This window comes from Amycolatopsis granulosa (genome assembly GCF_011758745.1).
In the GTDB taxonomy this organism is placed as follows: Bacteria; Actinomycetota; Actinomycetes; order Mycobacteriales; family Pseudonocardiaceae; genus Amycolatopsis_E; species Amycolatopsis_E granulosa.
The window spans coordinates 1,542,585-1,568,096 of the sequence record NZ_JAANOV010000001.1 but is presented as its reverse complement, the minus strand read 5'-3'; the positions used below and the strand labels follow the sequence as shown (position 1 = coordinate 1,568,096).

At 68.3% G+C, this 25,512-nt stretch carries 29 protein-coding genes; 22 read left to right on the top strand and 7 right to left on the bottom strand.

Going from position 1 to position 25,512, the window contains the following annotated elements; all coding sequences use genetic code 11:
• Positions 1-9: 9 nt before the first annotated feature.
• The gene (locus FHX45_RS07485; protein ID WP_167097912.1) at positions 10-534 is read right to left on the bottom strand and encodes a GNAT family N-acetyltransferase; all 525 of its coding nucleotides are present in this window, start codon (positions 532-534) and stop codon (positions 10-12) included.
• Complete coding sequence (locus FHX45_RS07480; protein WP_243868951.1) at positions 531-1,088, bottom strand: helix-turn-helix domain-containing protein; 558 nt, start codon at positions 1,086-1,088, stop codon at positions 531-533. Before FHX45_RS07480 ends, FHX45_RS07485 begins: the two co-directional genes overlap by 4 nt.
• A 109-nt stretch (positions 1,089-1,197) precedes the next feature.
• Between FHX45_RS07480 and FHX45_RS07475 the strand changes: the two genes are divergently transcribed.
• The 8 genes from FHX45_RS07475 (at position 1,198) to FHX45_RS07440 (ending at position 10,049) form a co-directional block, all read left to right on the top strand.
• Positions 1,198-2,112, top strand: coding sequence for an ABC transporter ATP-binding protein (locus FHX45_RS07475; RefSeq protein ID WP_167097910.1), 915 nt, complete (start codon positions 1,198-1,200; stop codon positions 2,110-2,112).
• The gene (locus tag FHX45_RS07470) at positions 2,112-2,840 is read left to right on the top strand and encodes an ABC transporter permease (protein WP_167097909.1); all 729 of its coding nucleotides are present in this window, start codon (positions 2,112-2,114) and stop codon (positions 2,838-2,840) included. The genes FHX45_RS07475 and FHX45_RS07470 overlap by 1 nt, the downstream gene beginning before the upstream one ends.
• Positions 2,840-3,976 (top strand): sensor histidine kinase, encoded by a 1,137-nt coding sequence (locus FHX45_RS07465; protein WP_167097907.1) that lies wholly within the window; start codon positions 2,840-2,842, stop codon positions 3,974-3,976. The genes FHX45_RS07470 and FHX45_RS07465 overlap by 1 nt, the downstream gene beginning before the upstream one ends.
• Positions 3,973-4,578: a response regulator gene (locus FHX45_RS07460; RefSeq protein WP_167097904.1), complete on the top strand. Its 606-nt coding sequence runs from the start codon at positions 3,973-3,975 to the stop codon at positions 4,576-4,578. Before FHX45_RS07465 ends, FHX45_RS07460 begins: the two co-directional genes overlap by 4 nt.
• A gap of 24 nt (positions 4,579-4,602) precedes the next feature.
• Positions 4,603-5,235, top strand: coding sequence for a YdcF family protein (locus tag FHX45_RS07455; protein ID WP_167097902.1), 633 nt, complete (start codon positions 4,603-4,605; stop codon positions 5,233-5,235).
• A 143-nt stretch (positions 5,236-5,378) separates the two neighbouring features.
• Positions 5,379-6,629, top strand: coding sequence for a deoxyguanosinetriphosphate triphosphohydrolase (locus FHX45_RS07450; protein WP_167097900.1), 1,251 nt, complete (start codon positions 5,379-5,381; stop codon positions 6,627-6,629).
• A 508-nt stretch (positions 6,630-7,137) separates the two neighbouring features.
• The gene (locus tag FHX45_RS07445; protein WP_167097898.1) at positions 7,138-8,253 is read left to right on the top strand and encodes a serpin family protein; all 1,116 of its coding nucleotides are present in this window, start codon (positions 7,138-7,140) and stop codon (positions 8,251-8,253) included.
• Between the two features lie 11 nt (positions 8,254-8,264).
• Complete coding sequence (locus tag FHX45_RS07440) at positions 8,265-10,049, top strand: YfhO family protein (protein WP_167097896.1); 1,785 nt, start codon at positions 8,265-8,267, stop codon at positions 10,047-10,049.
• On the opposite strand, the gene FHX45_RS28575 is transcribed toward FHX45_RS07440, so the two are convergent.
• Positions 10,046-10,432 (bottom strand): imine reductase family protein, encoded by a 387-nt coding sequence (locus FHX45_RS28575; protein ID WP_341771387.1) that lies wholly within the window; start codon positions 10,430-10,432, stop codon positions 10,046-10,048. The genes FHX45_RS07440 and FHX45_RS28575 overlap by 4 nt on opposite strands.
• Before the next feature lie 107 nt (positions 10,433-10,539).
• Here FHX45_RS28575 and FHX45_RS07430 point away from each other — a divergent pair, with 107 nt between their 5' ends.
• The gene (locus FHX45_RS07430; protein ID WP_167097894.1) at positions 10,540-11,109 is read left to right on the top strand and encodes a carboxymuconolactone decarboxylase family protein; all 570 of its coding nucleotides are present in this window, start codon (positions 10,540-10,542) and stop codon (positions 11,107-11,109) included.
• On the opposite strand, the gene FHX45_RS07425 is transcribed toward FHX45_RS07430, so the two are convergent.
• Positions 11,069-12,013: an RNA polymerase sigma factor SigJ gene (locus FHX45_RS07425; protein WP_167097892.1), complete on the bottom strand. Its 945-nt coding sequence runs from the start codon at positions 12,011-12,013 to the stop codon at positions 11,069-11,071. The genes FHX45_RS07430 and FHX45_RS07425 overlap by 41 nt on opposite strands.
• 51 nt (positions 12,014-12,064) lie before the next feature.
• Between FHX45_RS07425 and dnaG the strand changes: the two genes are divergently transcribed.
• The 7 genes from dnaG (at position 12,065) to FHX45_RS07395 (ending at position 20,513) form a co-directional block, all read left to right on the top strand.
• Positions 12,065-13,951, top strand: coding sequence for a DNA primase (gene dnaG, locus FHX45_RS07420; protein WP_167097891.1), 1,887 nt, complete (start codon positions 12,065-12,067; stop codon positions 13,949-13,951).
• Between the two features lie 3 nt (positions 13,952-13,954).
• Entirely contained in the window at positions 13,955-14,476 is a 522-nt protein-coding gene (locus FHX45_RS07415; RefSeq protein ID WP_167097889.1) for a hypothetical protein, read from the top strand.
• A 15-nt stretch (positions 14,477-14,491) separates the two neighbouring features.
• Entirely contained in the window at positions 14,492-15,247 is a 756-nt protein-coding gene (locus tag FHX45_RS07410) for a trans-aconitate 2-methyltransferase (protein ID WP_167097887.1), read from the top strand.
• Between the two features lie 17 nt (positions 15,248-15,264).
• On the top strand, positions 15,265-15,924 hold the full coding sequence (gene lexA / locus FHX45_RS07405) for a transcriptional repressor LexA (RefSeq protein ID WP_167108583.1): 660 nt from the start codon (positions 15,265-15,267) through the stop codon (positions 15,922-15,924).
• A gap of 953 nt (positions 15,925-16,877) precedes the next feature.
• A complete protein-coding gene (locus FHX45_RS07400) occupies positions 16,878-18,080 on the top strand; it encodes an ABC-three component system protein (protein WP_167097885.1) in 1,203 nt (400 codons plus the stop codon).
• Complete coding sequence (locus tag FHX45_RS28705; RefSeq protein WP_424923793.1) at positions 18,067-18,549, top strand: three component ABC system middle component; 483 nt, start codon at positions 18,067-18,069, stop codon at positions 18,547-18,549. The genes FHX45_RS07400 and FHX45_RS28705 overlap by 14 nt, the downstream gene beginning before the upstream one ends.
• A gap of 2 nt (positions 18,550-18,551) precedes the next feature.
• Positions 18,552-20,513: a DUF3732 domain-containing protein gene (locus FHX45_RS07395; RefSeq protein ID WP_167097883.1), complete on the top strand. Its 1,962-nt coding sequence runs from the start codon at positions 18,552-18,554 to the stop codon at positions 20,511-20,513.
• Between the two features lie 33 nt (positions 20,514-20,546).
• On the opposite strand, the gene FHX45_RS07390 is transcribed toward FHX45_RS07395, so the two are convergent.
• On the bottom strand, positions 20,547-20,786 hold the full coding sequence (locus FHX45_RS07390) for a helix-turn-helix domain-containing protein (RefSeq protein WP_167097881.1): 240 nt from the start codon (positions 20,784-20,786) through the stop codon (positions 20,547-20,549).
• Positions 20,787-20,916: 130 nt separating this feature from the next.
• Here FHX45_RS07390 and FHX45_RS07385 point away from each other — a divergent pair, with 130 nt between their 5' ends.
• Together FHX45_RS07385 and FHX45_RS07380 are read left to right on the top strand one after the other, a co-directional pair.
• Positions 20,917-21,216 (top strand): winged helix-turn-helix domain-containing protein, encoded by a 300-nt coding sequence (locus FHX45_RS07385; RefSeq protein WP_208405839.1) that lies wholly within the window; start codon positions 20,917-20,919, stop codon positions 21,214-21,216.
• A gap of 15 nt (positions 21,217-21,231) precedes the next feature.
• Positions 21,232-21,810 (top strand): HD domain-containing protein, encoded by a 579-nt coding sequence (locus tag FHX45_RS07380; RefSeq protein ID WP_167097879.1) that lies wholly within the window; start codon positions 21,232-21,234, stop codon positions 21,808-21,810.
• Here the strand turns inward: FHX45_RS07380 and FHX45_RS07375 are convergent.
• On the bottom strand, positions 21,779-22,249 hold the full coding sequence (locus FHX45_RS07375) for an NUDIX domain-containing protein (RefSeq protein WP_167097877.1): 471 nt from the start codon (positions 22,247-22,249) through the stop codon (positions 21,779-21,781). The genes FHX45_RS07380 and FHX45_RS07375 overlap by 32 nt on opposite strands.
• A 5-nt stretch (positions 22,250-22,254) precedes the next feature.
• Entirely contained in the window at positions 22,255-23,004 is a 750-nt protein-coding gene (locus FHX45_RS07370) for a helix-turn-helix domain-containing protein (protein WP_167097875.1), read from the bottom strand.
• A 165-nt stretch (positions 23,005-23,169) separates the two neighbouring features.
• Between FHX45_RS07370 and FHX45_RS07365 the strand changes: the two genes are divergently transcribed.
• The 4 genes from FHX45_RS07365 to FHX45_RS07350 all read left to right on the top strand — a co-directional run bounded on the left by FHX45_RS07365 (position 23,170) and on the right by FHX45_RS07350 (position 25,504).
• The gene (locus FHX45_RS07365) at positions 23,170-23,505 is read left to right on the top strand and encodes a hypothetical protein (protein ID WP_167097873.1); all 336 of its coding nucleotides are present in this window, start codon (positions 23,170-23,172) and stop codon (positions 23,503-23,505) included.
• A 166-nt stretch (positions 23,506-23,671) separates the two neighbouring features.
• Positions 23,672-24,397, top strand: coding sequence for a hypothetical protein (locus tag FHX45_RS07360; protein WP_341771386.1), 726 nt, complete (start codon positions 23,672-23,674; stop codon positions 24,395-24,397).
• A 9-nt stretch (positions 24,398-24,406) separates the two neighbouring features.
• Positions 24,407-25,213, top strand: a complete 807-nt coding sequence (locus FHX45_RS07355; RefSeq protein ID WP_167097872.1) for an FtsK/SpoIIIE domain-containing protein — start codon at positions 24,407-24,409, stop codon at positions 25,211-25,213.
• A gap of 39 nt (positions 25,214-25,252) precedes the next feature.
• Entirely contained in the window at positions 25,253-25,504 is a 252-nt protein-coding gene (locus tag FHX45_RS07350; RefSeq protein WP_243868948.1) for a hypothetical protein, read from the top strand.
• Positions 25,505-25,512: the final 8 nt, after the last annotated feature.

The window sequence follows — 25,512 nt, the reverse complement described above, 5'->3', positions numbered from 1 at the left end:
ACGCCCTGCTCACCGCGCGGTGAGCAGGGCGTTCTTGTAGAAGAACGTTGTCGGCTTCAGCGTGCCGCCCGGATCGGCGGCGTAACCCGGCACGGTTCCGGCCTCGGTCCAGCCCGCCGACCGGTACAGGCGTTCGGCCGGGCTGCCGGTTTCGGTGTCGAGCACCAGCAGCGTGATGCCCGCCGCGCGGGCCGCGTGTTCGGCTTCCGCGAGCAGCGCGCGCCCCAGTCCGTGCCCCCGCGCGTCCCGGTGGACCAGGAGTTTCGCCAGTTCGGCCCGGTGCGGTGCGTTGGGCAGCGGCGCGGGCCGGAGCTGGACGGTTCCGACCAGCCGGGCACCGTCCCAGGCCGCCCACACCAGCACCCGGCCTTCGGCCACGTCGCCGGCCAGTCCCGCCCACCAGGCGGCGGACTCGGCCGGGTCGAGCGGCGCCAGGAAGCCCACGGACGCACCGCCGTTCGTGCAGTCGGCGAGCACCTCGCCCAGGGCGGGCACGGCGGCCGCGAACCCGGCTGCGGACAGTCGCGTGATCACGGCATCACCAGGACCAGCAGGTACCGCGCCGCCGTCGGCCCCGGGCAGCGGAACCGCGTCGGTCCCCACAGCCGGAACCGCAGGCAGTCGCCCTGCCCGAGCAGGTGGGTTTCGCCGTCGGCCGTCACCTCGACGCTGCCCGCCAGCACCCACAGGTGCTGCTCGAGCCCGGGCACGGACGGTGCGTCGTAGTGGATGTCGGCGCCGGGCCGGAGCGTGCCCTCGACCACCTCCGCCCGGAACGCCGGGTGCGGTGGCGACACCGACCGCCGGGTGAAGCCGCTGTCGTCGTCCGTCCACACGGTCTGCTCCGGTGCGCGGACCAGCTGCGGCCCGTCCGCTTCGACCTCGGTCAGCAGCCGGGACATCGGTCGTTCGTAGACGGTGCACAGCTTGCCCAGCAGTGTCGCGGTGGGGCTGATTTCGCCCCGTTCCACCCGCGACAGCGTCGACCGGCTCACGCCGGCCCGGTCCGCGAGGTCGTCCAGCGACCACCCCCGGTCCGCCCGCAGTTGGGCGAGGCGGGCCGCCAGGCGATCCTCCATGGTTCTCATATCAGGGACACTATCTCATATGTGGGAAAATCGAACCCTGACACTTGTCATGGTCAGGTCGTGACGCTCGGCCTGTGGCCCCCTGCCCCCGCGGCGGCACGCTGAAGGCATGGCGGGAACAGAGACGATGACCCGGGCCGCGGTGCGGCTGACCGGGTTGCGCAAACACTACGGCGACGTGCGTGCTGTCGATGGCGTCGACCTCACGATCGCGCCCGGCGAGGTGGTCGCGCTGCTCGGCCCCAACGGCGCGGGCAAGTCCACGACGGTCGACATGATGCTGGGCCTGACCAGGCCCGATTCCGGCGAGGTATCGATCTTCGGTGCGACGCCGGCCGAGGCCGTGGCGCGGGGCGCGATCGGCGCGATGCTCCAGGGCGCGGCGCTCCTGGACGACGCGACCGTCGGGGAGATGGTCGGCATGGTCGCCTCGCTGCACCGCAACCCGATGCCGGTCACCGCGGCCCTGCGGCGCGCGGGCATCGAGGACCTGGCGAACCGGCGGGGCACCAAGCTCTCCGGCGGCCAGAAGCAGCGGGTGCGGTTCGCGATCGCCCTGGTGAGCGACCCGGACCTGCTGGTGCTTGACGAGCCCACGGCCGCGATGGACGTCAGCAGCCGCCGGGAGTTCTGGAAGTCGATGCACGCGTTCACCAACACCGGCCGCACCGTGCTGTTCGCGACGCACTACCTGGAGGAAGCCGAGGAGTTCGCCGACCGGGTCGTGCTGATGCGCGCCGGGCGGATCGCCGCGGACGGTTCCGTCGCCCAGGTCCGGGCGCTGGCCGGCGGCCGCACCCTGCGTGCCGCGGTCCCGGGAGCCACCGTCACGGCCGTCGTCGAGCTGCCCGGCGTCACCGAGTACGAGGTGCGCGGCGGCCGGGTCGCGGTGTCCAGTTCGGACTCCGACGCGACCCTGCGCGCGCTGCTGGCCCGGTTCCCGGACGCGCACGACATCGAAATCACCGCAATCAGGCTGGAAGGTGCCTTCCTGACCCTCACCGCCGACGAGGAGAACGATTGATGAGCCTGAAGTACGTGCTGCTGGAGATCCGCCGGGTGCTGCGCTCGCCGCGGTTCCTGATCTTCACCGTGGCCTTCCCGGTGCTGCTGTTCCTGCTGTACGTGGGGATTTTCGCCAAGGGGGACAACGGCGTGGTCGCCGCGCTCATGGTCAGCATGACCTCGTTCGGGGCGATGGCGTCGGCGCTGTTCGTCGGGGCGCGGGTGGCGATGGACCGGAAAGCCGGCTGGCAGCGCCAGCTGCGGCTGACCCCGCTCTCCGGCGCCGGTTACCTCACCGCGAAAGCCGCGACGGGACTGACGCTCGCGCTGGCACCGGTGGTCCTCGTGCCGCTGGTCGGCGCGGTCGCCGAGGGCGTGTCCCTCGACGCGGGGAGCTGGCTGCGAGTCACGCTGGGGGTGTGGCTCGCCGCCATCCCGTTCGCCCTGATCGGGTTGCTCATCGGGCAGGTCGCCACGGCCGACTCGGTGCAGCCGATGACCCAGCTGGTGATGCTGCCGATGGCCCTGCTGGGCGGCATCTTCATCCCCATCGACGCGATGCCGCACTGGCTGCTGCAGGTGTCGCACGTGCTGCCCAGCTACTGGATGGCGCAGGTCGGGCGTGGTGCGGTGACCGCCGACCTGAGCGCCGGCCTGGGACAGGACGTGCTGTGGCTCGCGGGGTGGACGGTCGCGGTCGGATTCGTGGTGATCCGCCGTTACCGTAAGGACTCCGCACGGGTGTGATGGGGAGCAGCACGGTGGCCGACGCCGACGACAGGGCGCACTGGTGGGACGAGCACGCGGCCGGACGGCCCCGTCCGACGTTCGTGCTGCGCTGGCCGTTCTTCGGGGCGGTCTTCTACCTCGTCACCGCGGTGCCGGTCGGCCGGCACCTGGACCCGCTGCTCGTGCTGCTGCTCGCCGCCTACGGCCTGTGCTACGTGACCTTCCCGTTCTTCCTGCTCTCGCACCGGCGGATGCGGGTCCGCCTGCCGTTCGCTCTGGTGATGCTGGTGCTCGGCTGGGCGGTACTGCTGCAGGGCACCAGCGTCTACATGCTCCTCTACGCCACGATCGCGATCGCGATGAGCCTGCCGCCCGGCTGGGTGCTGGTGCTCGACGGCATCGCGACGTCCGGGTGCGGCGTGCTCCTGCTCGTCCACAACGACGTGCACGGGAACGCCTCCGACATCGGCACGGTCGTAGGCATCACCACCGCGATGTTCTTCATGGGCCGGCTCGCGCAGACGGTGCGGCGGCTGCGCCGGGCGAACGAGGAGATCGCCGCCCTCGCGGTGAGCGCCGAACGCGAGCGGCTGGCGCGGGACCTGCACGACATCCTCGGCCACAGCCTCACCACCATCGCCGTCAAGGCCGGGCTGGCGCGACGCCTGATCGAGACCGCCGCGGACCCGGAACGGGCGATCGCCGAGATCCGTGAGGTGGAGGGCCTGGCGCGCAGCGCGCTGACCGACGTGCGGGCCACCGTGTCGGAGTACCGCGAGGTGTCGCTGTCGGCGGAGCTGGCGGGGGCGCGGGCGGCGCTGCGGGCCGCGGAGGTCGACGCGGACCTGCCGAGCGCGGTCGACAACGTGCGGCCGGAGCTGCAGAGCGCCTTCGGGTACGTGCTGCGGGAGGCGGTGACCAACGTGCTGCGGCATTCCGGGGCGAGCCGCGTCAAGGTGCGGCTGGGCCGCACCTGGATGGAGATCTCCGACAACGGCCGGGGGACGGAACCGGGCCGGGCGGGCAACGGGTTGCGCGGGCTGCGGGAGCGGCTGGCCGAGCTCGGCGGGACGTTGCAGGTCCGGGCGCGGCCCGGGGAGGGGTTCGGGTTGCGGGCCGAGGTGCCCGTGCGCGATCAGGTGGAGGCGCCGTGATCCGGGTGCTGCTGGCCGACGACCAGGCGATGGTGCGGGGCGCGCTGGCGACCGTGCTCGGACTGGAGCCGGACATCGAGGTGGTCGGCCAGGTCGGGGCAGGGGACGAGGTGGTGGCCGCGGCGACGCGGAGCGCGCCGGACGTCGCGCTGCTCGACGTGCAGATGCCGGGCAAGGACGGCCTGACCGCGGCGGCCGAGCTGCACGTGGCGCTGCCGTCGTGCCGGATCATCGTGTGCACGACCTTCGGCAGGCCCGGGTACCTGGCGCGGGCGATGGCGGCGGGCGCGGCCGGGTTCGTGGTGAAGGACTCGCCGCCGGAACAGCTGGTCGACGCCGTGCGACGGGTCCACAGCGGACTCCGGGTGGTGGATCCGGCGCTGGCCGCCGAGTCGCTGGTGACGGGGGCGAGCCCGCTCACGCCGCGCGAGCACGAGGTGCTGCGGGCGGCCAGCGACGGCGGCACGGTGTCCGATGTGGCGCGGCGGCTGCAACTGTCCGACGGGACCGTGCGCAACCACCTGTCGGCCGCGATCGGCAAGACGGGTGCCCGCACGCGTGCCGAGGCGATCCGGTTGGCGGAGGAGCGCGGCTGGCTGTGAAACCCATCTGGGAGGATGACCGGGATGGGTGATCGGGTGAGCTGGGTGCGCCGGGCCGTGCTGGGCACGGTGCTGGTGCTGGCGATGGTGGTGGGCGGGACGGCGTTCCGCGTGTGGCAGGTCGCGCGGGACGACGATCGCAGCCATGCCGACGCGATCGTGGTCCTCGGCGCGGCGCAGTACAACGGCAAGCCGTCGCCGATCTTCCAGGCACGGCTGCGGCACGCGATCCAGTTGTACGAGGCCGGGGTGGCCGACCGGATCGTCACCGCGGGGGGCAACCGGGCGGGCGACGCCTACACCGAGGCCTCGGCCGGGGCGAACTGGCTGGTCGAGAACGGGGTGCCGCGCACCGCAACGCTGGCGGTCGGCGAGGGGAGCGACACGCTCGGCAGCCTGCGTGCGGTGGCCACTGCCCTCACCTCACGGGGGTTGCGGACGGCGGTGCTGGTCAGCGACCCGTGGCACTCGCTGCGGGCGCGCACGATGGCCGACGACTCGGGCCTGAGCACCTGGACCTCGCCGACCCACAGCGGACCCATCGTGATGACCCGGCAGACCCAGTTCGCCTACATCTACCGCGAAACGGGCGCCCTGTTGTTCTACCGCCTGACCAAGACCCCGGCCGACGACATCGGGGGCACGGGGCTCCGCTGACCCTCCTCCGGCGCCTCTCGATCCAGGTGTGCGACGGCGCGACCGCTCCGCCTGCCGCATCCCGCACCCGCACGACCGGGCATCTCGTGCGATCCGGGCGTGCGGGCACCGAAACCGTCGGTTCCCGCCCGTAGAGTTGCGGGGTGTACAGCGAGCACGATCGACAACGGTGGCTCGGCGAGGCGCCGAAGCGGGCGGCGCTTCCCGGGTCGCGGCCGGACGGCCGGAGCGCCTTCGCGCGGGACCGCGCCCGCGTGCTGCACTCCGCCGCGCTGCGCCGGCTGGCGGGCAAGACCCAGGTGGTCGGGCCGGGGGAGGGCACCGAGATCAGCGGTGTGCCCCGCACGCGGTTGACGCATTCGCTGGAGGTCGCGCAGATCGGGCGCGGAATCGCCGAGGAGCTGGGGGCCGATCCGGACCTGGCGGACACGGCGGGGCTGGCGCACGACATCGGGCACCCGCCGTTCGGCCACAACGGTGAGCGGGCGCTCGACGAGGTGGGGCAGGCGTGCGGCGGGTTCGAGGCCAACGCGCAGACGTTGCGCATCCTGACCCGGCTCGAGCCCAAGGTCGAGCACGCGGGGTTGAACCTGACCCGCGCGTGCCTGGACGCGGCCACGAAGTACCCGTGGCCGCGGCGGGCCGGCACGGTGAAGTTCGGCGTGTACGACGACGACCGGGAGGTGTTCGACTGGATGCGGGCGGGTGCGCCGGAGGATCGCACCTGCCTGGAGGCGCAGATCATGGACTGGGCCGACGACGTGGCGTACTCGGTGCACGACGTCGAGGACGGCGTGCTGGCCGGCCGGTTGTCGCTGGCCGTGCTCGCCGATCCGGGGGAGCGCGCCGCGGTCGCGGAGCTGGCGGCCAAGCACTTCTCGCACCTGTCGGTGTCCGCGCTGGAGGGCGCCGCCCGTGACCTGCTCGACCTGCCGGTCGTCGCCGGTCTGGCGCGCGCTGGGTTCGACGCGACGCCGCGGGCGCAGATCGCGGTGAAACGGATGACGAGCGAGCTGGTCGGCCGGTTCGCCTCCGCGGCGGTCACCGGCACCCGCGCCGAGTACGGCGAGGGCCCGCTCACCCGCTACGACGCGGCCCTGGTGGTGCCGGACCGCGTGGCGGCCGAGGTCGCGCTGCTCAAGGCGCTGGCGCTGCGTTACGTGATGAGCGACCCACAGCGGCTGGCCGTGCTGGAGGGCCAGCGGGAGTTGCTGGCCGAGCTGGTCACGGTCCTGGCGGCCCGCGCACCGGACCCGCTGGAGGCCGCCTTCCACCCGGCGTGGCACGCCGCCCCCGACGACGCCGCGCGGTTGCGGGTGGTGATCGACCAGGTCGCCTCGCTCACGGATGCGCAGGCGCACGCGTGGCACCGCTGGCACACCGGCCGCCCCTGAACTGGCGGCCTCGGGGCGCCGCCCGGCCCGTTCGCGTGGTTACCCCGGCACGGGCCGCGCGTGCCTGGTGAGCTCCGGCGTGCCACGCGTGCCACGCGTGCCTCGGTGTGCGGTGCCGGCTGTGACGGGGACGGGAGGCCCGGGTTCGACGCCGGCGGCCGGTGCGGGGTGGTGATGGCGCGATGGTGCCGCTGATCCCGTGGTGGCTGCGCGGCCCTCGTGCCGGTGGCGCTCAGCGCACCACGCGTGCCTCGATGCGCCGTGCGAGCTGTGGACCGGCAAGGGCCTGCATGGTCGGCGATCCGGTTCAGGTGACCGACGTGGACGGTCCACAGCAGACGGTGCGGCGGGGTGCCGGCGGACCGGAACCGGCAGCACCGGCTGCCCGGTCACGTCCGTGGTTGCGGCGCGAGTGCTGCCCGCTGGTGCCACTTCCGCCCGCCCCCACCCGGTGGGGCCGGGCGGCGCTCCACGAAAAGCTCACCACCGGTCGGGTAGCGTCGGGGACGTGACCACGCCGGAACGTGAGCATCTGCGCTTCAGCCTCGCGGTGCACCGGGTCGTCGCCGGAGGCGGGGGCGACTCGGTCGTCTCGCCCTACTCGATCGCCAGCGCGCTGGGGCTGGCCACGCAGGCCGCCGGGGGACCGGCCGCCGACGAGCTGCTCCAGCTGCTCACCGGCGGCGACCCGGACATCGCCAAGCAGGCCGACCTGCTCCGCGCCGCCGCCGTCCTCCACAACCGCACGCGCCAGGAGGACCCGCTCCTCGCCGTCGCGAACACGCTCTGGGTCTGGGACCGGCTGCCCGTCCACGACGGCTTCCGCACCGACCTCGCCGGGTGGCCGGGGGCGGCCACCCGCACCGCACCGTTCGTCGCCGACCCCGACGCCGCCCGCCGCGCCATCAACGCCGACGTCGCCGAGACCACTCGCGGTCTCATCCCGGAGCTGCTGCCGCCGGGATCGGTCGACGCGGACACCGTCGCCAGCCTGGTCAACGCCCTCTACCTCAAGGTCGCCTGGCAGCACCCGTTCCGCGCCGCGACCACCCGCGACGAGCAGTTCCACAGCCCGGGCGGCCCTCGCCGGGTACGCATGATGCGCCAGTCCGAGCGCCTCGGCTACGCGCACCGGGACGGCTGGCAGGTCGTCGAGCTGCCCGGCGCCGGCGGCGTCACCGCGACCGTCCTGCTGCCCGACGGCGACCTCGCGGACCAGGAGCCCGGCCTGGGCACCGACCAGCTCACCACCCTGCTCGCCGCGCCCCGGCCGGTCCAGGTCGACCTGCGCCTGCCGAAGATCGACCTGAACCGCCCGTCGGACCTCACCGGAGCGCTTCGGCAGCTCGGTGTGCGCGCGCTCTTCGCGGCGGGTGCAGCCCCGCTGAGCCGTCTCACCGCGGACCCGCGCGCGCACGTCTCGGCCGTGCAGCACCAGTCCGTGCTCAGGCTCGACGAGCAGGGCCTGGAGGGCGCCGCGGCCACCGCGGTCATGATCCGCACCCTGTCGCTGGTGAAACCGGCCGACCCGGTCGAGGTGCGTGTGGACCGGCCTTTCCTGCTCCTCGTACGGCATGCCGCGACAGGTGTGTTCTACTTTTTCGCCCGCGTTGTCGAACCTTGAGGGTTGAGAAAGTGACCGCTTTGCTGGAGGCGCCCGAAAACGTGCCCGAGGCCGGAGGAGAACGTCGCCGGTTCACCCGCGCGGATGCGCTGGTGATCGGCTGCTACGTCGTCGCCGCGTTCGTGCTCTACGCGGGTTTGTGGACCAACCTGGGCCGCGGCGGCTACATGGCCAACAGCTTCCAGGACCAGAACATGTGGGAGTGGTTCTTCGCGGTCACCGCGCACGCGGTCTTCCACTGGGAGAACCCGCTCTTCAGCGACCTGCAGAACTACCCGGTCGGCGTCAACCTGATGGCCAACACGGCGATGTTCGGCCTCGGTATCCCGCTGTCGCCGGTCACCCAGCTGTTCGGCCCCACCGTCACCTGGGCGATCGCGCTCACCGGTGGCCTCGCCGGCACCGCGACCGCCTGGTACTGGGTGTTCTCCCGGCACCTGGTCGGTTCCCGCACGGCCGCCGCGATCGGTGGCGCCTTCTGCGGGTACGCGCCGGCGATGGTCTCGCACGGCAACGCGCACCCGAACTTCGTGGTGCTGTTCCTGATCCCGTTCATCGTGCTGCGGCTGATCCGGCTCGCGCAGGGCCGGCGGCCGGTGCGCGACGGCATCATCCTCGGTCTGATGCTCGCCTACCAGGTGTTCCTGGGCGAGGAACCGTTGCTGATCATGATGATGGCGTTCGTGCTGTTCGCCGCGGGTTACGCGGTGTCGCGGCCACGCGAGGCGCTGCGCATGGTCAAGCCGATGGCCGGGGGACTGGCCATCGCCGCGATCATCGCCGTCGCGATCACGATCTACCCGCTGTGGTGGCAGTTCTTCGGGTCGCAGAGCTACCGCACGATCGAGCACGGCCCGGTCGGCAACGACACCGCGGCCCTCACCCGGTTCGCGACGGAGTCGATCGCGGGCGCGCCGCAGGCCGCCGCGGACGTGTCGATGAACCGCACCGAGGAGAACGCGTTCTTCGGCTGGCCGCTCATCATCCTGATGGTGGTGCTGACCGTGTGGTTGTGGCGCAACGTCCTGGCGCGCGCCGCAGCGATCTCGATGTTCCTGATGGCGTGGCTGTCGCTGGGTGTCCAGATCATCGTCAACCACCGGGAGACCGGTATCCCGGGCCCGTGGAAGCTGCTGTTCGAGCAGCCGCTGTTCGACTCGCTGCTCGAGTCACGGCTGGCGATCGGCTGCATCCCGGCGATCGCCGCGCTGCTGGCGATCGCCACCGAGCGCGTCTTCCGGGCGGCCCCGAACTTCCGCGACCGGGACCTGCCGGTGCGGTTCCTGTGGCTGGGAGCCCTCGCCGCGGTGCTGATCCCGGTCGCGCCGACGCCGCTGAAGACCGAGCTCCGGCCGGACACGCCCGCGTTCTTCACCGACGGGGCGTGGCGGCAGTACGTCGGGTCCGGTTCGCTGGTCACGGTGCCGCTGCCCAGCGATGGTGACGCCAGGGCGCTGAACTGGCAGGTGCAGGCGGGGCTCGGTTTCCCGGTGCCCGGCGGGTACTTCGTCGGGCCGATCGGACCGGACGACCGGCGCGGCCGGTACGGCGCGGCGAACCGGCCGACCGCGGAGCTGCTGGCCCAGGTCCGGTCCAGCGGCGACGTCCCGGACGTGACGGGTGCGCAGCGCGCCCAGGCGATCGAGGACCTGAAGTACTGGAAGGCCGATGCGGTGGTGCTCGCGCCGATCGCCAACGGCAACGCGCTGCACCAGGCGGTGGACCAGCTCATCGGCGCCTCGGCCCGCTACGTCGACGGCGTCTGGGTCTGGGACGTCCGCGCCCTGCGTGGCTAGCGTGCCGTGTTCTTGAAAACCTCGGACACGGCCAGGTAGCTCTTGCCGCCGTGGCCGTCCGCGATCGCCCGTGCCGCGATCTCCCGCATCAGGCGCGGCTGGCCCGTGTGCACGCCCTGCTCCTGGGCGGTGCGGGTGATGTGGTCCAGTGCGTTCAGGTTCATCTCCAAGGTGCCGAGATCGCCTGGGTAGCACCCTGTCCAGGACGGGAGCCGCCTGGGCGAGCATCGGGCCCAGCGCCGTGGTCCAGCAGCGTTCCGGCGAGGGCGAGGCCCATGGGACCGAGGCCGACGACGGTGACGGGCGCCTGTCGCGCGCTTGCTGATTGGTCGTTCGTCATGCGAATAGACTGCCGGCGCGGCGTAGCCCGGCGCGGAGCTCATCGGCCTCGGCGGTCCGCGACCGGCGGGTGCGGCAGGTGTCCTGAGCCGACGTGTCACGTCTCGCCACACCGTCTCGTCCCCTCGGTAGGACCACGAAGGAGGACGCCATGCCCCGCATTCCCGCGGTGTCCGCGAAGGACGCCGGACCGCTCACCAAGCTCCTGTACCGCTACGCGAAGAGGCGGTTCGGCGCCGTGCCCGAGCCGTTCGCCGTCTCGGCGCACCAGCCGGCCCTGATGCGCGCGAGCGGGATCCACGAGCTGCTCGTCGAGCGGGCGGTCAAGCACCTGCCGGTGAGCGTGCGCGAGCTCGCCCAGTACCGGACGGCCGTGCGGCTGGGCTGCTCGTGGTGCGTCGACTTCGGCACCATGCTGCAGAAGCACGCGGGCCTGGACATCGAGCGCCTGAAGCACATCGACGACTACGCCACCTCCGACCTCTACACCCGCCCGGAACGCCTCGCCCTGGCCTACGCCGACGCGATGTCGGAGACCCCGGTCGCGGTCACCGACGAGCAGGTCGCCGAGCTCGAACGCGAGTTCGGCCGTGCGGGCCTGGTCGAGCTCACCTACCTGATCGCCCTGGAGAACCAGCGCGGCCGCACCAACAGCGCGCTCGGCATCACCGACCAGGGGTTCACGTCCGGGGAGGCGTGCCGGGTTCCGCTACCCGGGTGAGCTTGTCCGGGTTGGCCTGGTCGTAGATCGCGGCGATCCGCCCGTCCCGCACGGTGAACGTTTGCAGGCGCGCGTCCAGCCGCCGGTAGCCGTCGCCGCCGGGATCGGGCGGGGTGTACGCGCCCAGGTCGCCGTTGACCAGCACCGGACGGCCCGCGGTGAGCGCGCTGGGGCGGTAGAGCCGCAGCAGCCCGAAGAAGAAGCGGGCGACCTTGTCCGCGCCGGCGACGACCTGCACGGCGGTCTTGGCCTTGCCGCCGCTGTCGCCGATGAGCACCACCTCGGGGTGCAGCACCTCCGCCACCGCCCGCACGTCCCCGCTGGCGAGTGCCCGCATGAACCGGTCGAGCACCTCCTGCTGCTCGGCCAGGTCCGCCCGCGGTGGCGGCTGCGCGTCCTCCAGCGCGCGGCGCCCCCGGGAGGCGTGCTGACGCGCCGTCGCGGTGGTGACACCCAGGATGTCCGCGATCTCGTCGAACGGCACCGCGAAGGCGTCGTGCAGCACGAACGCCACCCGCTGCTCCGGGGTGAGCCGGTCCAGCACGACCATCGCCGCCATCCGCACCCCTTCGTCACGGACGGCGGCCTCCAGCGGGTCGTCCCCGGCCGGCGCGCCCAGCGGGGTGACGATCGGCTCGGGCAGCCACTGCCCGACGTACTTCTCGCGCCGCACCGCGGCCGACCGCAACCGGTCGAGGCAGATCCGCCCGACGACCGTCGTCAGCCAGGCGCCCAGGTCCACGATCCGGGTGCGCTTCGCCTCGTCCAGCGCGGACAGCCGCAGCCACGACTCCTGGACCGCGTCCTCGGCGTCGCTCACCGAGCCGGTCAGCCGGTAGGCCACGGCCGTCAGGTGGGGGCGCAGCGCCGCGAACTCCTCGGCCACCCCGTCGAGCGTGCTCACGGATCGAGTGTGCCGCACGAGGCGCGGCCCGTGGTCACTAGACTGGTCGTCGTGGCAGGCCGGATCCGGGACAGTGACATCGCGGAGGTTCGCCAGCGCAACCGGATCGACGAGGTCGTGGGCGACTACGTGGCCCTGCGCAACGCGGGCGGGGGAGCGCTCAAGGGGTTGTGCCCGTTCCACGACGAGAAGACCCCGTCGTTCAACGTCCGCCCCACGCACGGCACCTTCCACTGCTTCGGCTGCGGCGAGGGCGGCGACGTCATCAAGTTCCTGATGAAGATCGACCACCTCGGTTTCGTCGAGTCGGTCGAGCGGCTGGCCGACCGCGTCGGGTTCCGCCTCACCTACGAAGGTGGCGGGGGCAGCGTCCAGCGTGACCGCGGCACCCGCACCCGCATGGTCGAGGCGCACAAGGCGGCCGCCGAGTTCTACGCCGAGCAGCTGCGCACCCCGGAAGCGCAGAAGGCCCGCGAGTTCCTCGCCGAGCGTGGCTTCGACGAGACCGCCGCCCGCACGTTCAGCTGCGGCTACGCCCCGGCCGGCTGGGACAAGCTGACGAAGTACCTGCTCAACCGCGGCTTCGAGCTCACCGAGCTGCTCAAGGCCCAGCTGGTCAAGGAGGGCCGTCAGGGCCCCATCGACCGGTTCCACCGGCGGCTGGTGTGGCCGATCCGCGACCTCGGCGGCGACGTCGTCGGGTTCGGCGCGCGGCGGCTGTTCGACGACGACCCGATCCAGGCCAAGTACCTCAACACCAGCGAGAGCCCGATCTACAAGAAGTCCCAGGTGCTGTTCGGGCTCGACCTGGCCAAGCGGGAGATCGCCAAGCGGCATCAGGTGGTCGTCGTCGAGGGCTACACGGACGTGATGGCCATGCACGCCTCCGGGGTTCCCACGGCGGTCGCGTCCTGCGGCACGGCGTTCGGCGAGGAGCACATGAAGGTGCTGCGCCGGCTGCTGATGGACGACGACGCGTTCCGCGGCGAGATCATCTTCACGTTCGACGGCGACGAGGCGGGCCAGAAGGCGGCCCTGAAGGCGTTCGAGGGGGAGCAGACCTTCGCCGGGCAGACCTACATCGCGGTCGCCCCGGACGACATGGACCCGTGCGACCTGCGGCTGGCCAAGGGCGAGGCGTCGGTGCGGGACCTGGTGGCCCGCCGGACGCCGCTGTTCGAGTTCGCGATCCGCAGCATCCTCAAGGAGTACGACCTGGACTCCGTCGACGGTCAGGTCGCCGCGTTGCAGCGCACCGTGCCGCTGGTCGCGCAGATCAAGGACCGCGCGAAGCGGGACGGCTACGCCACCAAGCTGTCCTGGTGGGTGGGCTGGCAGGACGAAGCCATGGTGGTGCGCCGGGTGCGGGAGAGCGCGGGCGGGGCGGTGCGCGGCAACGGGCGCAGGCCCGCGCAGCGGGTCAACGGCACCGCGGTGGCGGACGTGCCGCGGCCGGATCCGCACGACCCGCGGCTGATGGCGCAGCGCGAGGTGCTCAAGGCGGCGCTGCAGGAACCGGCGTATGCGGGCCCGGAGTACGACGCGCTGCCCGAGGAGGCGTTCACCCATCCGGCGTATGTGGCCGTGCACCGGGCGGTGCTCAAGGCGGGGGGCACGAGCAGCGGGCTGGCCGGCCCGGGACTGATCGACGCCGCGAGCCCGTACACGCCGGAGGGCCCGGTGCGGTCGCTGCTGTCGGAGCTGGCGGTGGAACCGTTGCGCGCCAAGGGCGAGGCCGATGGGCGCTACATCGGCAGCATGATCGCGGCGGTGCAGGAGAACCTGGTGGGACGGCAGATCGCGGAGATCAAGTCACGGCTGCAGCGGCTGTCGCCGATCGAGGCCGCGGACGACTACCGGGCCCTGTTCGGGGACCTCGTCGCGCTGGAGGAGTACCGCAAGGCGCTCAAGGTCCAGGCGATCGGCGGGATGGACTAGCGCGTGCGGTGGCTGCGGCGGCTCATCGGCGACCCGCTGCCGGAGGACTTCCCCGGCCGGCTGGTGGAGTCGGAGAACGCGATCGGTTCGGCGCCGGTGCGCGGCGGCGGGTATCTCGTGGTCACCGAGCTGGGGTTGTGGGTCCCGGACGGGGCGGGCGCGCGGCGGATCGGCTGGCACCTGATCAGCAAGGCGATCTGGGGCGACGGGACGCTGGCGGTCACCGAAGCCGACGAGACCGGCACCGCCGGGCCGGCCGTGGTGCTGCGCGACCGGGTGGCGGTGCGGTTCGAGCTGCCTCGGCCGGGCAAGGTGCCGTGGCTGGTCCGGCAGCGCGTGGACGGGTCGATCCGGGCACGGCACCGCGCTGAGCTGGCCAGCGGCGGGGTGTGGTTCGTCCAGCGGAAGCTGCCCGGGCGGGACGGCGTGGTGCTGCAGGCGCGGCCGGATCCCGGGGTGGATCTCGAGGTGGTCGCCGCGATCGCGCGGGAGGCCGTGGAGAAGCTGGCGCCACCCCCGGCATAGCAGTACGATCGTACTGTGTGGGATCCGGCGAAGTACCTCGACTACGCGGACCTGCGGGGACGCCCGTTCTACGACCTGATCGGGCGGATCGACGCCGCCGCGCCGCGCCGCGTGGTCGATCTGGGCTGCGGGCCCGGCAACCTCACCGTGTCGCTGGCGAAGCGGTGGCCGGACGCGGTGTTGGAGGCGCTGGACAGCTCGCCCGAGATGGTGGCGCAGGCTCGCGCGGCGGGGATCGACGCCCGGGTGGCGGACGTGCGTGAGTGGATGCCGGCGCCGGACACCGATGTCGTGGTGACGAACGCGGTGCTGCAGTGGGTGTCGGAGCACCGCGCTCTGCTGCGCCGGTGGGTGGCGGCGCTGCCGTCCGGCGCTTGGTTCGCGATGCAGGTGCCGGGCAACATGGGGTCGCCGTCGCACGTGCTGACCCGTGAGCTGGCTTCCCGTCCGGAGTGGCCGGCGTTGCACGGGGTGCTGCGCGGCGAGGATGCGGTCTCCTCGCCCGCCGAGTACGCGAACCTGCTCGCCGACGCGGGGTGCGCGGTGGATGTCTGGGAGACGACCTACCTCCAGCGGCTGAGCGGGCCGGACGCGGTGCTGGAGTGGATCACCGGGACGGCGTTGCGCCCGGTGCGGGCCGTGCTGGACGACGACGAGTGGCAGCGGTTCCGGGCGCAGCTGGCGCCGCTGCTGACCGAGGCGTACCCGCCGCGTGCGGACGGGACGACGTGGTTCCCGTTCCGGCGGGTGTTCGCGGTGGCGCGGGTGTGAGCCTCTACCCTCTGCGGGTGGCCTCCTACGACGATCTTGACCTGTTCGAGCACCTGGACCCGTCGGCGCTGCCGGAGCGGCAGCAGCGCATCCTCGTCGCGATCCGCGATTGGGTGAACCGTTACGGGTACGCGCCGAACACGCGGGAGATCGGGGAGGCGGTGGGGCTGCGGTCCTCGTCGTCGGTGTCGAAGCACCTGGCGGCCTTGGAGGACAAGGGTTTCCTGCGCCGCAGCGCGACGATGTCCCGCCCGATCGACGTGCGGGCCTTCCTGGCGTCGCCCGGTCGTTCCACGCCGGGAGATTCGGTGCCGGTGCCCGTGGTGGGCGACATCGCGGCCGGCACGCCGATCTCGGCGATCGAGCACCAGGACGACACCCTGACCCTGCCGCGCGAGCTGACCGGCCGCGGCACGGTCTTCGGCCTGCGAGTGCGCGGCGACTCGATGATCGACGCCGCGATCTGTGACGGCGACATCGTGGTGGTGCGCCAGCAGTCGGAGGCCCACTCGGGACAGATCGTCGCCGCGATGATCGACGACGAGGCCACCGTGAAGGTCTACCGGCGCCGCAACGGGCACGTCTACCTCGAACCCCGCAACCCGGCCTACGAGGTCATCGACGGGGACCGGGCCGTGATCCTGGGTGCCGTGGTGTCGGTGCTGCGCAGCGTGTGAGCTCTGCCGGTCGACGGCGCCGGTCACTCCTTCGCCGTGCTGGCGACCGAACCGCATTTGACCCTGCGTGGACGGGAATCCCGTTTCCGCCGCCCGGCCGCCAACCGGACGTTCCCAGGGTTCTCGATCCCGTCGATGCGCAGCGCGAGTGTCCAGCTCGTCCAGGCGGCCCTTTGGGTTGTGTTCGCCGAGTGAAAGTGGCGGGTTTCTGGCGGGTCGGGCCCGCCGAGTTCCTGGAATGACAAAACCCCAGGTCGCTGACCTGGGGTGGAAGCTCCCCCGGTTGGACTCGAACCAACAACCCTTCGGTTAACAGCTACATGGTGGCTGCTGGCGACCTGGGCTTTCGCTGCTTCGGCTCGTCCTCGTCCTTCGGATTTCCCCACCGCCCCTGTTGATGTCACAATTGGATGTCAGCCACGGCGGGCCGCGCGGGCGCAACAACGCTGTTCAACGGGCTGCTGACTGGCCGCTCGTCACCTTTCCGCGATCCAAAGCCGTCTACAGCCGGGCCGGGTGCCGTCAACCCTTGTAACCGATCACGCCGCACAGCCGAACTACGAGACGTGACTGTGCGTGCACGAGCCGACCACCGGAGGCGTGATCGGCGCGAAGCGGGGTTGACGGCACCCGGCCCGGCTTTGACCATCCGGCGATCGCGGAAAGGTGGCGCCTACCGTCAGCCGCCTGTCTCGGGTGCTCCGTGTCTTTCTCGTGCGCCTTCCCCCGCCCTGCGCGCGCCGGCCGACGGCGTTGAGCGCGGCCGTGCAGAGCGGAGCGGGACAGCTCGGCCGCGCGCCAGTTCGGCCCGCGCGCCCGCCCGGCAGGGCGGCTTGAAGACGTACAGAAACTTCTCAACTACAGGAAACCTACGCGGAGGTGAGTGAGGGTGCTGAGGCGCCGCCCGATTGCCGTCTTGCCGTTGAACATCGATCACCGTAAGTTCTATTGCCATGTCGCCCGATAGCTCGCACGGTGCAGCAGGCAACGCGCTCGGCTACTTTCATCAGTGCATGTGGGCGCTAGTCGAGTTGGCGAAGCGAGCGAGTGATGATCCGGCGTGTCAGCTTAGGCTGGAAGCGCTGGACGATATCGAGTTCGGGATCGACGGCACTCCTTCCGAGTTGCTGCAAACGAAACATCAGGTACAACCTGCATCCGACCTCACAGCCTACAACGCGGACGTGTGGCGAAGTCTGAATGTCTGGATGGACATGAGGAGAAGCTGGGAAGGTAGTAGTCCGATCCTCCGGCTAGTCACCACAGCAACTGCGCCGGTGGGCAGCCCGCTTGCGTGCCTTCGCTCAGATTCGGGACGAGACGTACAGGCTGCACTACAGGCTCTCGTTACGGCTGCAGAGGAATCCAAGAGCAAGAAAACAGCTGACTGGCGTAAAAAATTTCTCGACCTCCAAGTACATGACCGTTTGAGTCTAGTCGAATGCATTGTAGTAGAAGACGGTTCAACAATTGCGCGTGAGATCGACGCACCACTGCTTAGTATTCTTCGATACGCTATCGCACGAGGCAATGAGGACAGCTTTCTGCAGCAGATTAAGGGGTGGTGGGCGGGTATCGCGGTCCGCCTACTGGACGGTTCCCTGCCAGCGATAACGGGCCACGATCTGCAAAGCTACGTGGAAGACCTTGTGGATCAATTCAGATCGGATACGCTTCCAGTTTCTTTAGCGATTCAAAACTCTCCCTTCGTTGAAGAGGATTCGCGGGCATTCCACGACCGCGAATTCGTGCAGCAACTCTTCTGGATAGCCCTCGATAACAGAAGACTCTGGAAAGCGATACGTGACTATCACAGATCGTATGCCCAGCGCTCTGAGTGGCTGAGGAATAATTTGGTTGCCGAAGTGGAGTTGGATCGGTTCGCCTGTGCTCTGCACGATGAATGGGAGCAAATTTTTGACGAGAAGGTCGAGCAAGTAGCAAGGGGAGAAATTGAGGAGAAGCATGCTGGCCGGGAGGTTCTTTCTCTCTTAGCGCGCGACGCACGCGCACGCCTGCGCGACCGCTTCGATCAGCCATGGTTTACAAGAGGAATGATCCACGCTATCGCTGACGGATATGCTGGTTACAGGATCGGATGGCACCCTGATTTTCAGTTGAAACTCGAGAGTCTTCTTGTTGATGTCAGTGTCTGAAGCCCATTCTCCCGAAGCTCTGGCTCTGTTCAATCCTGCGATTACATCCGTAGCGCTAACCTTTGCCGTCGAGTCCTATTCTGAGGAGAACTCTGAAGGTTTTCCGTTTTATTGTTCATTCCTCGTGATGCCTCTGACGTTGAATCCGCAGCTGCGTGCTTCGGTCACTCAAAGTAGACGCAAGACGCTAGCCTCCTGGTGTGTATCAAATCCAACGCTGCATGCGCAGTTTCCCCAGATTGCTAGGATTCTTGTACCTACAACCAGACATGCTGTCCGTCATAGCCTGAGGTGTGAGCTTTTAGAGATGCGAAACGGGATTCTCTATGTCCGCCGACGGCCCAAGAGAGTGCGTCGGAGTCACTCTCAAGAACTTCGGGCGGTTGTGGCGGGAGCGCGCACCTGTGGCAAATGGTTTGCAGCAACTGACGTCACCACGGCATTTTCACTCCTAGGGGTTAGACCTTAACGATGCAGATACTGGCAGTTTCTGTTTACAGTCATGAGGGGAAAAGACGCGATCTTCGCCTGATGCCGGGACGTCTAAACATCCTGACAGGACGTTCGAAAACTGGTAAATCGGCCGTCCTCGACCTTGTTGAGTTTTGCCTTGGTCGTGACGAAGTTACGCTCCCTCTGGGAATTATTTCGGAGGCGGTGAGTTGGTATGCCACGCTTGTGCAGATCGGCTCTGCTCGTTTGCTTTTAGCTCGTCCCAATCCTGAGACCGCCACAACAAGTCGCGCCATGATGTTGATTGGGGACAGTAGGCTGGATCTACCGGATTACTCTGCATTGAGAGTCAACGCAGACACCACTGTGCTCCGCGAACAACTGAGCGAGCGACTTGGAATTGAATCGTTCCGAGTAGAGCAAAGAACTTCCCTAAGAAGCAGCTTCGACGTTTCGGTTCGTCAGGCACTTTTCTACAGTTTCCAGAAGCAGACAGAGATCGCGAGTCAACAGTTCTTGTTCCATAGGCAAGGCGAAGAGGGAATCGCGGCAACCATCCGAGAAACCCTTCCGTATTTTCTTGGCGCTATCGATCCAGAACGCGTGGTACTGCGTCAGCAATTTTTGCAGGCGCGCCGAATTCTTCGTCGAACTAGGAGAGAATTAGAAGACGCTCGCGCTTTGATGGATGAGCAGGATTCAAGACACGTCGCTTTGATTCGAGATGCGGCAGACCTCGGTCTGATACCTGCCAACTACTCCCAGGGCCCCCTTGAGAATGTCCGGGGTTTACTAGAACTTGCATTGAATTCGCCTCAGTCTCAAGTTGACAATCGTCAAGGTGAAAGACTTCCTGGAGTTGATGGAAGTGTTAGTAGGCGGCGAGCATTGCTCGACGAGCGTCGTCGTCTACGCGCGGAGTATCGCGATCTGTCTGATAGTATCGACCTTCTGCGAGGTCTTCGCTCGGAGCAAGAAGATTTCGACGATGAGTTGCGGTACCAATCCGACCGCTTACAGGCATTGGAACTCATGCCTAGAACGAAATCCGAGGGAGCACATCGGGAAGATATTTGTCCGCTGTGTCTACAAGAGATCGAGAATCCGGACCCGAGCATAGATCTCCTCAATTCCTTGCGTGAGGAGATCGGTCGTAGTTTAGCAACCTCGGGTAATATTCGTCCGCGACGGGAGGCTGAGCTTAGAAGCCTCTATGAACGTCGTGATCAATTACGCGACGAGATTCGTGTGAACTTGGCGCAGTTAAACGCATTAGTTTCCGCTGGTAATGCAGCTTCTGACGCTGATGATATTTCGGTGAGGCGAGCGTTTCTGCAAGGACGAATCGCACAGGAGCTAGATAGGGGGATTTTTGGCGACGATCGAATTGCGACGCTAACTCAAGCTGAGGAGGCTGCCCGACTGCGAGTGGAATCGCTTCAAGCGTTGATCGATGACGATAGTGTCGATGCGCGTATGGACGAGATCTTGCGTCAGATTGGGGCGGACCTGACGAACTATTCCCGATACCTGCAACTGGAGAACTCGGAACATTACATTCGTCTTGATCCTGATCGTCTCACCGTCTCGGCCGTAACTCCGGGTGGTGTTCGCCCTCTTACGCGCGTAGGCAGCGCCGAAAACTGGATCGGATATCATCTGGCGGTCCATCTTGCGCTTCATAAATGGTTCGTATCTAATGGTAGGCCGGTTCCGCGCTTCGTCATGTTTGACCAACCTACTCAGGCGTTCTTTCCCGAGGAGGTTGCCGATGCAGCGGAAATCGAGGACGCCGACTGGCAAGCTGTACGACGTCAGTTCAAGTTGATGAACGATGTGGTTAATGAGCTTGAAGGTGAATTACAGGTGATTGTGTGCGACCATGCAAATCTGACAGACGACTGGTTTCAGAACGCCGTCGTGGATAACTGGCGACGAGGTGTCGCCTTGATTCCGGTCGATTGGATCGCCGCGGAATGAATCGATGAGAAGCGGCGCTTCGGTCGCGATATCCTACAAATCTAGGTCCAATTGTGATAGTAAATCTGTGAACTTGACATTGAGTGCCGCTGAGATATGACGCAATTCGACCACGTCGAGCCGCCTCTCGCCGGTTTCGTACTTGCTGACGAACGACTGTGGGACACCCAGCCGCTCTGCTACCTGTACCTGCGTGAGGCCAGCCTCCTGGCGTAGCTCGCGCAGGAGGCGGCAGAGTTGCTGGTACTCGGCCGAGTAGATCGACTTCTCCACCTGTCAAGGCGACCGGAGAGCCGACGGATATCCCAAAATCGGATATCCTGGCGGTCGTGCCCTGTCGCGACGAGCGGCGCCGTCGTGCGGCGGGGTGCGGAACCGGTATTGCCGACAGGCAGGAGGGAGCATGAGCGGTGACCTCGACGGCAGCCATGCCGTCGACGAACGCATCGTCTTTGATCCGGACAGCAATCCGGACAAGTACATCTACGAGCAGCTGGCCGATCACCTGGCCAGGCTCATTGCCGCGGGCAAGCTTGCCCCCAACACCCCGTTGCCGGCCGAGCGTCGGCTGGCCGCCGAGTACGGCGTCTCGCTGGGCACGGCCCGACATGCGACCAGCATCCTCCGCGAATTGGGCCTGGTCGTGACCGTCCGCTCTAAGGGCACCTTCGTTCGCGGGCCTCGTGCGTCCGCTGAATCTTGACGTTACGGTGGGCGGATGTCGCTGATCTCGTGGGCATACGACCTCTCCGAGGCGAAGCTGCGTGACGCGCTGCCTCGACGATGGGCCCACGTCCAGGGCGTAGCCCGGCAGGCGCGCACCCTCGCGCCGGTCGCCGGATCGGACGCCGAACTCCTCGAAGCCGCGGCCATCCTTCACGACATCGGGTATGCCCCCGATCTGGTCGACACCGGCTTCCATCCCATCGACGGCGCTACCTACCTCGCCAAGGTCGATGCCCCCGAACGGCTCGTGCACCTCGTCGCACACCACTCCTACGCCGTCTATGAAGCCGAACTGCGGGGGCTGACCGACGAGCTGGCCGACTTCCACGATGAGCGCGGCTCGATCCGCGACGCGCTCTGGTACTGCGACCTCACCACCTCGCCGGACGGCGAGACCGTCGACGCCGAAGATCGCATCGCGGAGATCAAGCGGCGCTACGGCCATGACCACCTCGTGACTCGGTTCATTACCGGTGCCACTCCTGAACTGCTGGCAGCCGTCGAGCGCACGAAGGGCCGTCTCTCCGCCGTCTCGGCGGCTAACCCAAATGGACGTCCGCGGGGTTCTTGACCGCGTGGTCGATGCGCAGCCGCATGGACGGGTGAATGTCCAGCTCGTCCAGGCGCTCCGGCGCGACCCAATACACCTGCCGTGACTCCGAGCTGGGCCGCAACGAACCCGCCAACGGCCGAGCATGGAAGCAGATCGAGAACTCCTGCCGGACCTCGCCATCGTCGTAGGCGATCACGTGCTTAGGGTCGGAGTAGATGCCACTGATCCCGGTGACCTCGACCGTCAGCCCGGTTTCCTCCTCGACCTCGCGCCGCACCGCGTCCACCACCGACTCGCCGAGGTCCTGGGCCCCGCCGGGGAGCGCCCACAGGCCGTTGTCGGTGCGCTCGATCATCAGGATTTCGCCAGCCTCGTTGCGCACGATCGCGGCGACCGCGGTCACGATGCTGTTGGCGGCCGGGGCGTCGGGGTCGTCGTAGTAGTCCTTCTTCGGCACGAGCCTCAGTCCTCCCACTTGTGCGGTTGAGCGTGCTCCCACACGGCGGTGAAGCTGTCCGCGTAGGTGGTGAACAGGTCGCCCGCCGACAACCGCCGCAGGTGCAGCGCGGGGGCGTGGGCGGCCATCTTGCCGTAGACGTGCGGGTTGACGATCATCTCGTCGTCGAACCGGAAGATGCTGTTGTAGAGCACCGTTCCGTGGGTGCGGATCTCGATCCCGGACACGCCGTCGAGCTTGCGGAAGTAGGCCAGCGCGTGGTCGATCTTCGCCGAGATCGTGTGCGGTCCGATGCCCTCGTCGGTGCTGCGCTGGATCACAGCCGGGGCGTCCCGGTCGCCGAACAGCAGCCGGATTCGCGCCCCTGCCTTGGCCTTGCTTCGCAGCAGCTCCAGCAGGCCGGGTTTCTCGGTCATGAACATGCCGACGTAGACCAGCATGTCCACGTACGTCGTGGCTTGCGCCAGCAGCTTGTCCCACAGGTCGGCCGGCACCGAGTTGCGGTGGGCGTAGACCTTCACGATTTCGGAGTTGCTGACCTCGCTGGCCTTGACCTCGGACAGCGCGTCCGGCCACAGGTAGCTCTCGCTCTCCTGCAAGATTGCGGCGATCTTGTGTCGCGACTTCGCGTAGGGCGTGCGGCCCTTGGTGATCCAGCGCTCGACCGTCTTCGGGTCCACTGCGATACGCTCGGCGAGCTCGTCCGGGGTGAGGCCCCGCGACAGCAGGGCGTCACGCAAACGCTCATTGGCCATCGACCCTCCCCCCAAGTACGCCTAGGGACGTCTTCACGCTACCAGAGACGTCCCTAGATGTCCTTCCGTGAGGTGAAGCCGTCCCCGTCCTCGGCGGCATCGTCAGGGACGCACCGAAGAGCGCTATGGAGCGGTGCGGAACTGATCACCCTTGGAGGACAGGTTATGCGTCTGGTCATCGACACTTCGCAGGTGACGTTCACGGTGGGCCGGGAGGCTCAGCCGAAGACTGATCAGAACGGGATTCAGCGGGTCGAGCGCAGCACGAATGTTCCGATGTGGACTGTGCAGCTGGTTGCCATGGACCGCTCGGGTGCGGAGGTGATCAGTGTGACTGTCGCGGCCGCGCAGGCCCCCAAGGTCACCACTGGCACCGTCGTGACGCCCGTTGAGCTGCAGGCGATTCCGTGGGCACAGAACGGCCGCAACGGCGTGGCTTTCCGTGCGATCGACATCAAGGCTGTCTCCGGTTCGAAGACGTCGGCGAACTCCGCTTCCTGACCGTGACGAACGTCTGAAGTGCTCACCCGGCACAACAGCCGGAATCTGGCTGAGCGGAACACCGCCGGCCGCTAGTCATTCCCTCGAAGAGAAGCACGGGACCGGCCTGGTTCTTGGCGGTTCCTGTCCGGACCCGTGCCTCTTTCGTCTCCACCTTGGAGGAGTCGTGGCGAAGTCTATCCGCCGGGCGCGTGGCGCGCGCCGCATCGATGTCATGGAGTTCTGGCACGCCCCGAAGCGGCACTGGTTCGTGGTCGGCCTGGGCGTGCTGCTGCGCTGGCGCGCGGAGATCTTTCTGACCGCCGTGTTCCTCGTGAGCATGGCGTGGCTGTACCACCAGGTCGGCGAGGGTTACGCCTGGCTGATCTTCACCGGGACCGTGGTCGTTGTGGTGCTGGTGCCGCAGACCCGCTGGTTCGTGTCCTCCCGGTTCTGGTGCCTGGTCGACCGGCATCGGCTGCGGACCTGCCTGCGGCAGGCGCGCGCTCGGACGATGAACCTGGACGGCGCGCTGCCGTTCATGCTGTGGGCGCGGCCGACGAAGACCGGGGAGCGCATCTGGCTGTGGAGCCGCGCGGGCTCCTCCGCCGGGGACCTGGAAGCGGTCCTCGAGTACATCGCGCCTGCCTGCTACGCCCGTGACGCGCGGGTGCACCGGGTGCGCAAGCTGTCCACTCTGTTCGCGGTCGAGGTCATCCGTCGTGACCCGCTGGACCGCTCGACGCCGATCGACTCGCCCCTGGCGAAGGTGGCGTCTCTTGTTCGCAAGACCCGTGGTGAGGGGACCGAGCCCATCGCGGCCGCCACGGTCACGTCGCTGCCGGTGCAGGACAAGCCCGCGCCGCGGCCGGCTGCGGTGGTCGCTGACGACCTGTCCGACTACATCGACTGAGGGCTGGTCATGCGGAAGAACACGATTCCGGTGGCTGGGCTTTCGATCTATGACCCTGTCCACCTCGGTATCTACGAAGACGGCTACGGCGTCGACATCGAGCTGATCTGGCGCAACATTCTGCTCGCTGGTGAGCCCGGTGCCGGAAAGTCGGTCGGGCTGAACAACATCGTTGCTCATGGGGCACTGTGCCCGGACCTGTCGTTGTGGCTGTTCGACGGCAAGCAGGTCGAGTTGGGCCTGTGGCGCGAGGTGGCCGACCTGTTCGTCGGCCCCGATATCGAACGCGCTCTGACCGCGCTGGAGCGGTTGCAGGCGGAGATGGACCGCCGGTATGTCGAGCTGGACCGGGTGCGGCGGCGCAAGATCGATCGTCACGACCCGTTCGACGTGATCATGCTTGTGATCGATGAACTGGCCCTGTTCTCGGCCACGATGGGCACCAAGGACCAGCAAGAACAGTTCGTCCGCCTGCTGCGCGACCTCGTGGCCCGGGGCCGGGCTGCCGGGATCATCGTCGTCGCTGCCACTCAACGGCCCTCGGCCGACATCATCCCCACTTCGCTGCGGGACCTGTTCGGGTATCGCATGGCTTATCGCTGCACTACTGATTCCAGCTCGGACATCATTCTCGGCCGGGGCTGGGCCGCGCAGGGATTCGACGCCTCCAACATCGCGCCGGAGGAACGCGGCGTCGCCCTGCTGCTCGCCGAAGGTGGCACCCCACGGCGGATGAAGACCGCCTATCTCACCGACGAGCACATCCATTCCCTCGTCGAATACGCGCGCCAACTCCGCACTCGCAAGACCGCTTAATCCCATTCGCAATTCGACTCGCAGGAGAGGACTGCCCTCATGCTGACCGCAACCAAACCCATGGCCCTCACCCCCGAGCAGCTATGGGTCTTCGTCACCGGCGACAACAACGCCGTCGACGTCGCCCGCCTGGCCCACGCCCCCGAAATCGGCGGCTTCGTCGCCTTGCCGATTTCCGCGTTCGACCCTTACGCGCTGCTGCCCGCCTACTCGCCAACCGGCGAACTCCTGGAGGGCTGGCGCTGGGCCACCACCCGGGACGTGGAGACCTACGCGCATCTGTTCGCCTGACCCGGAGC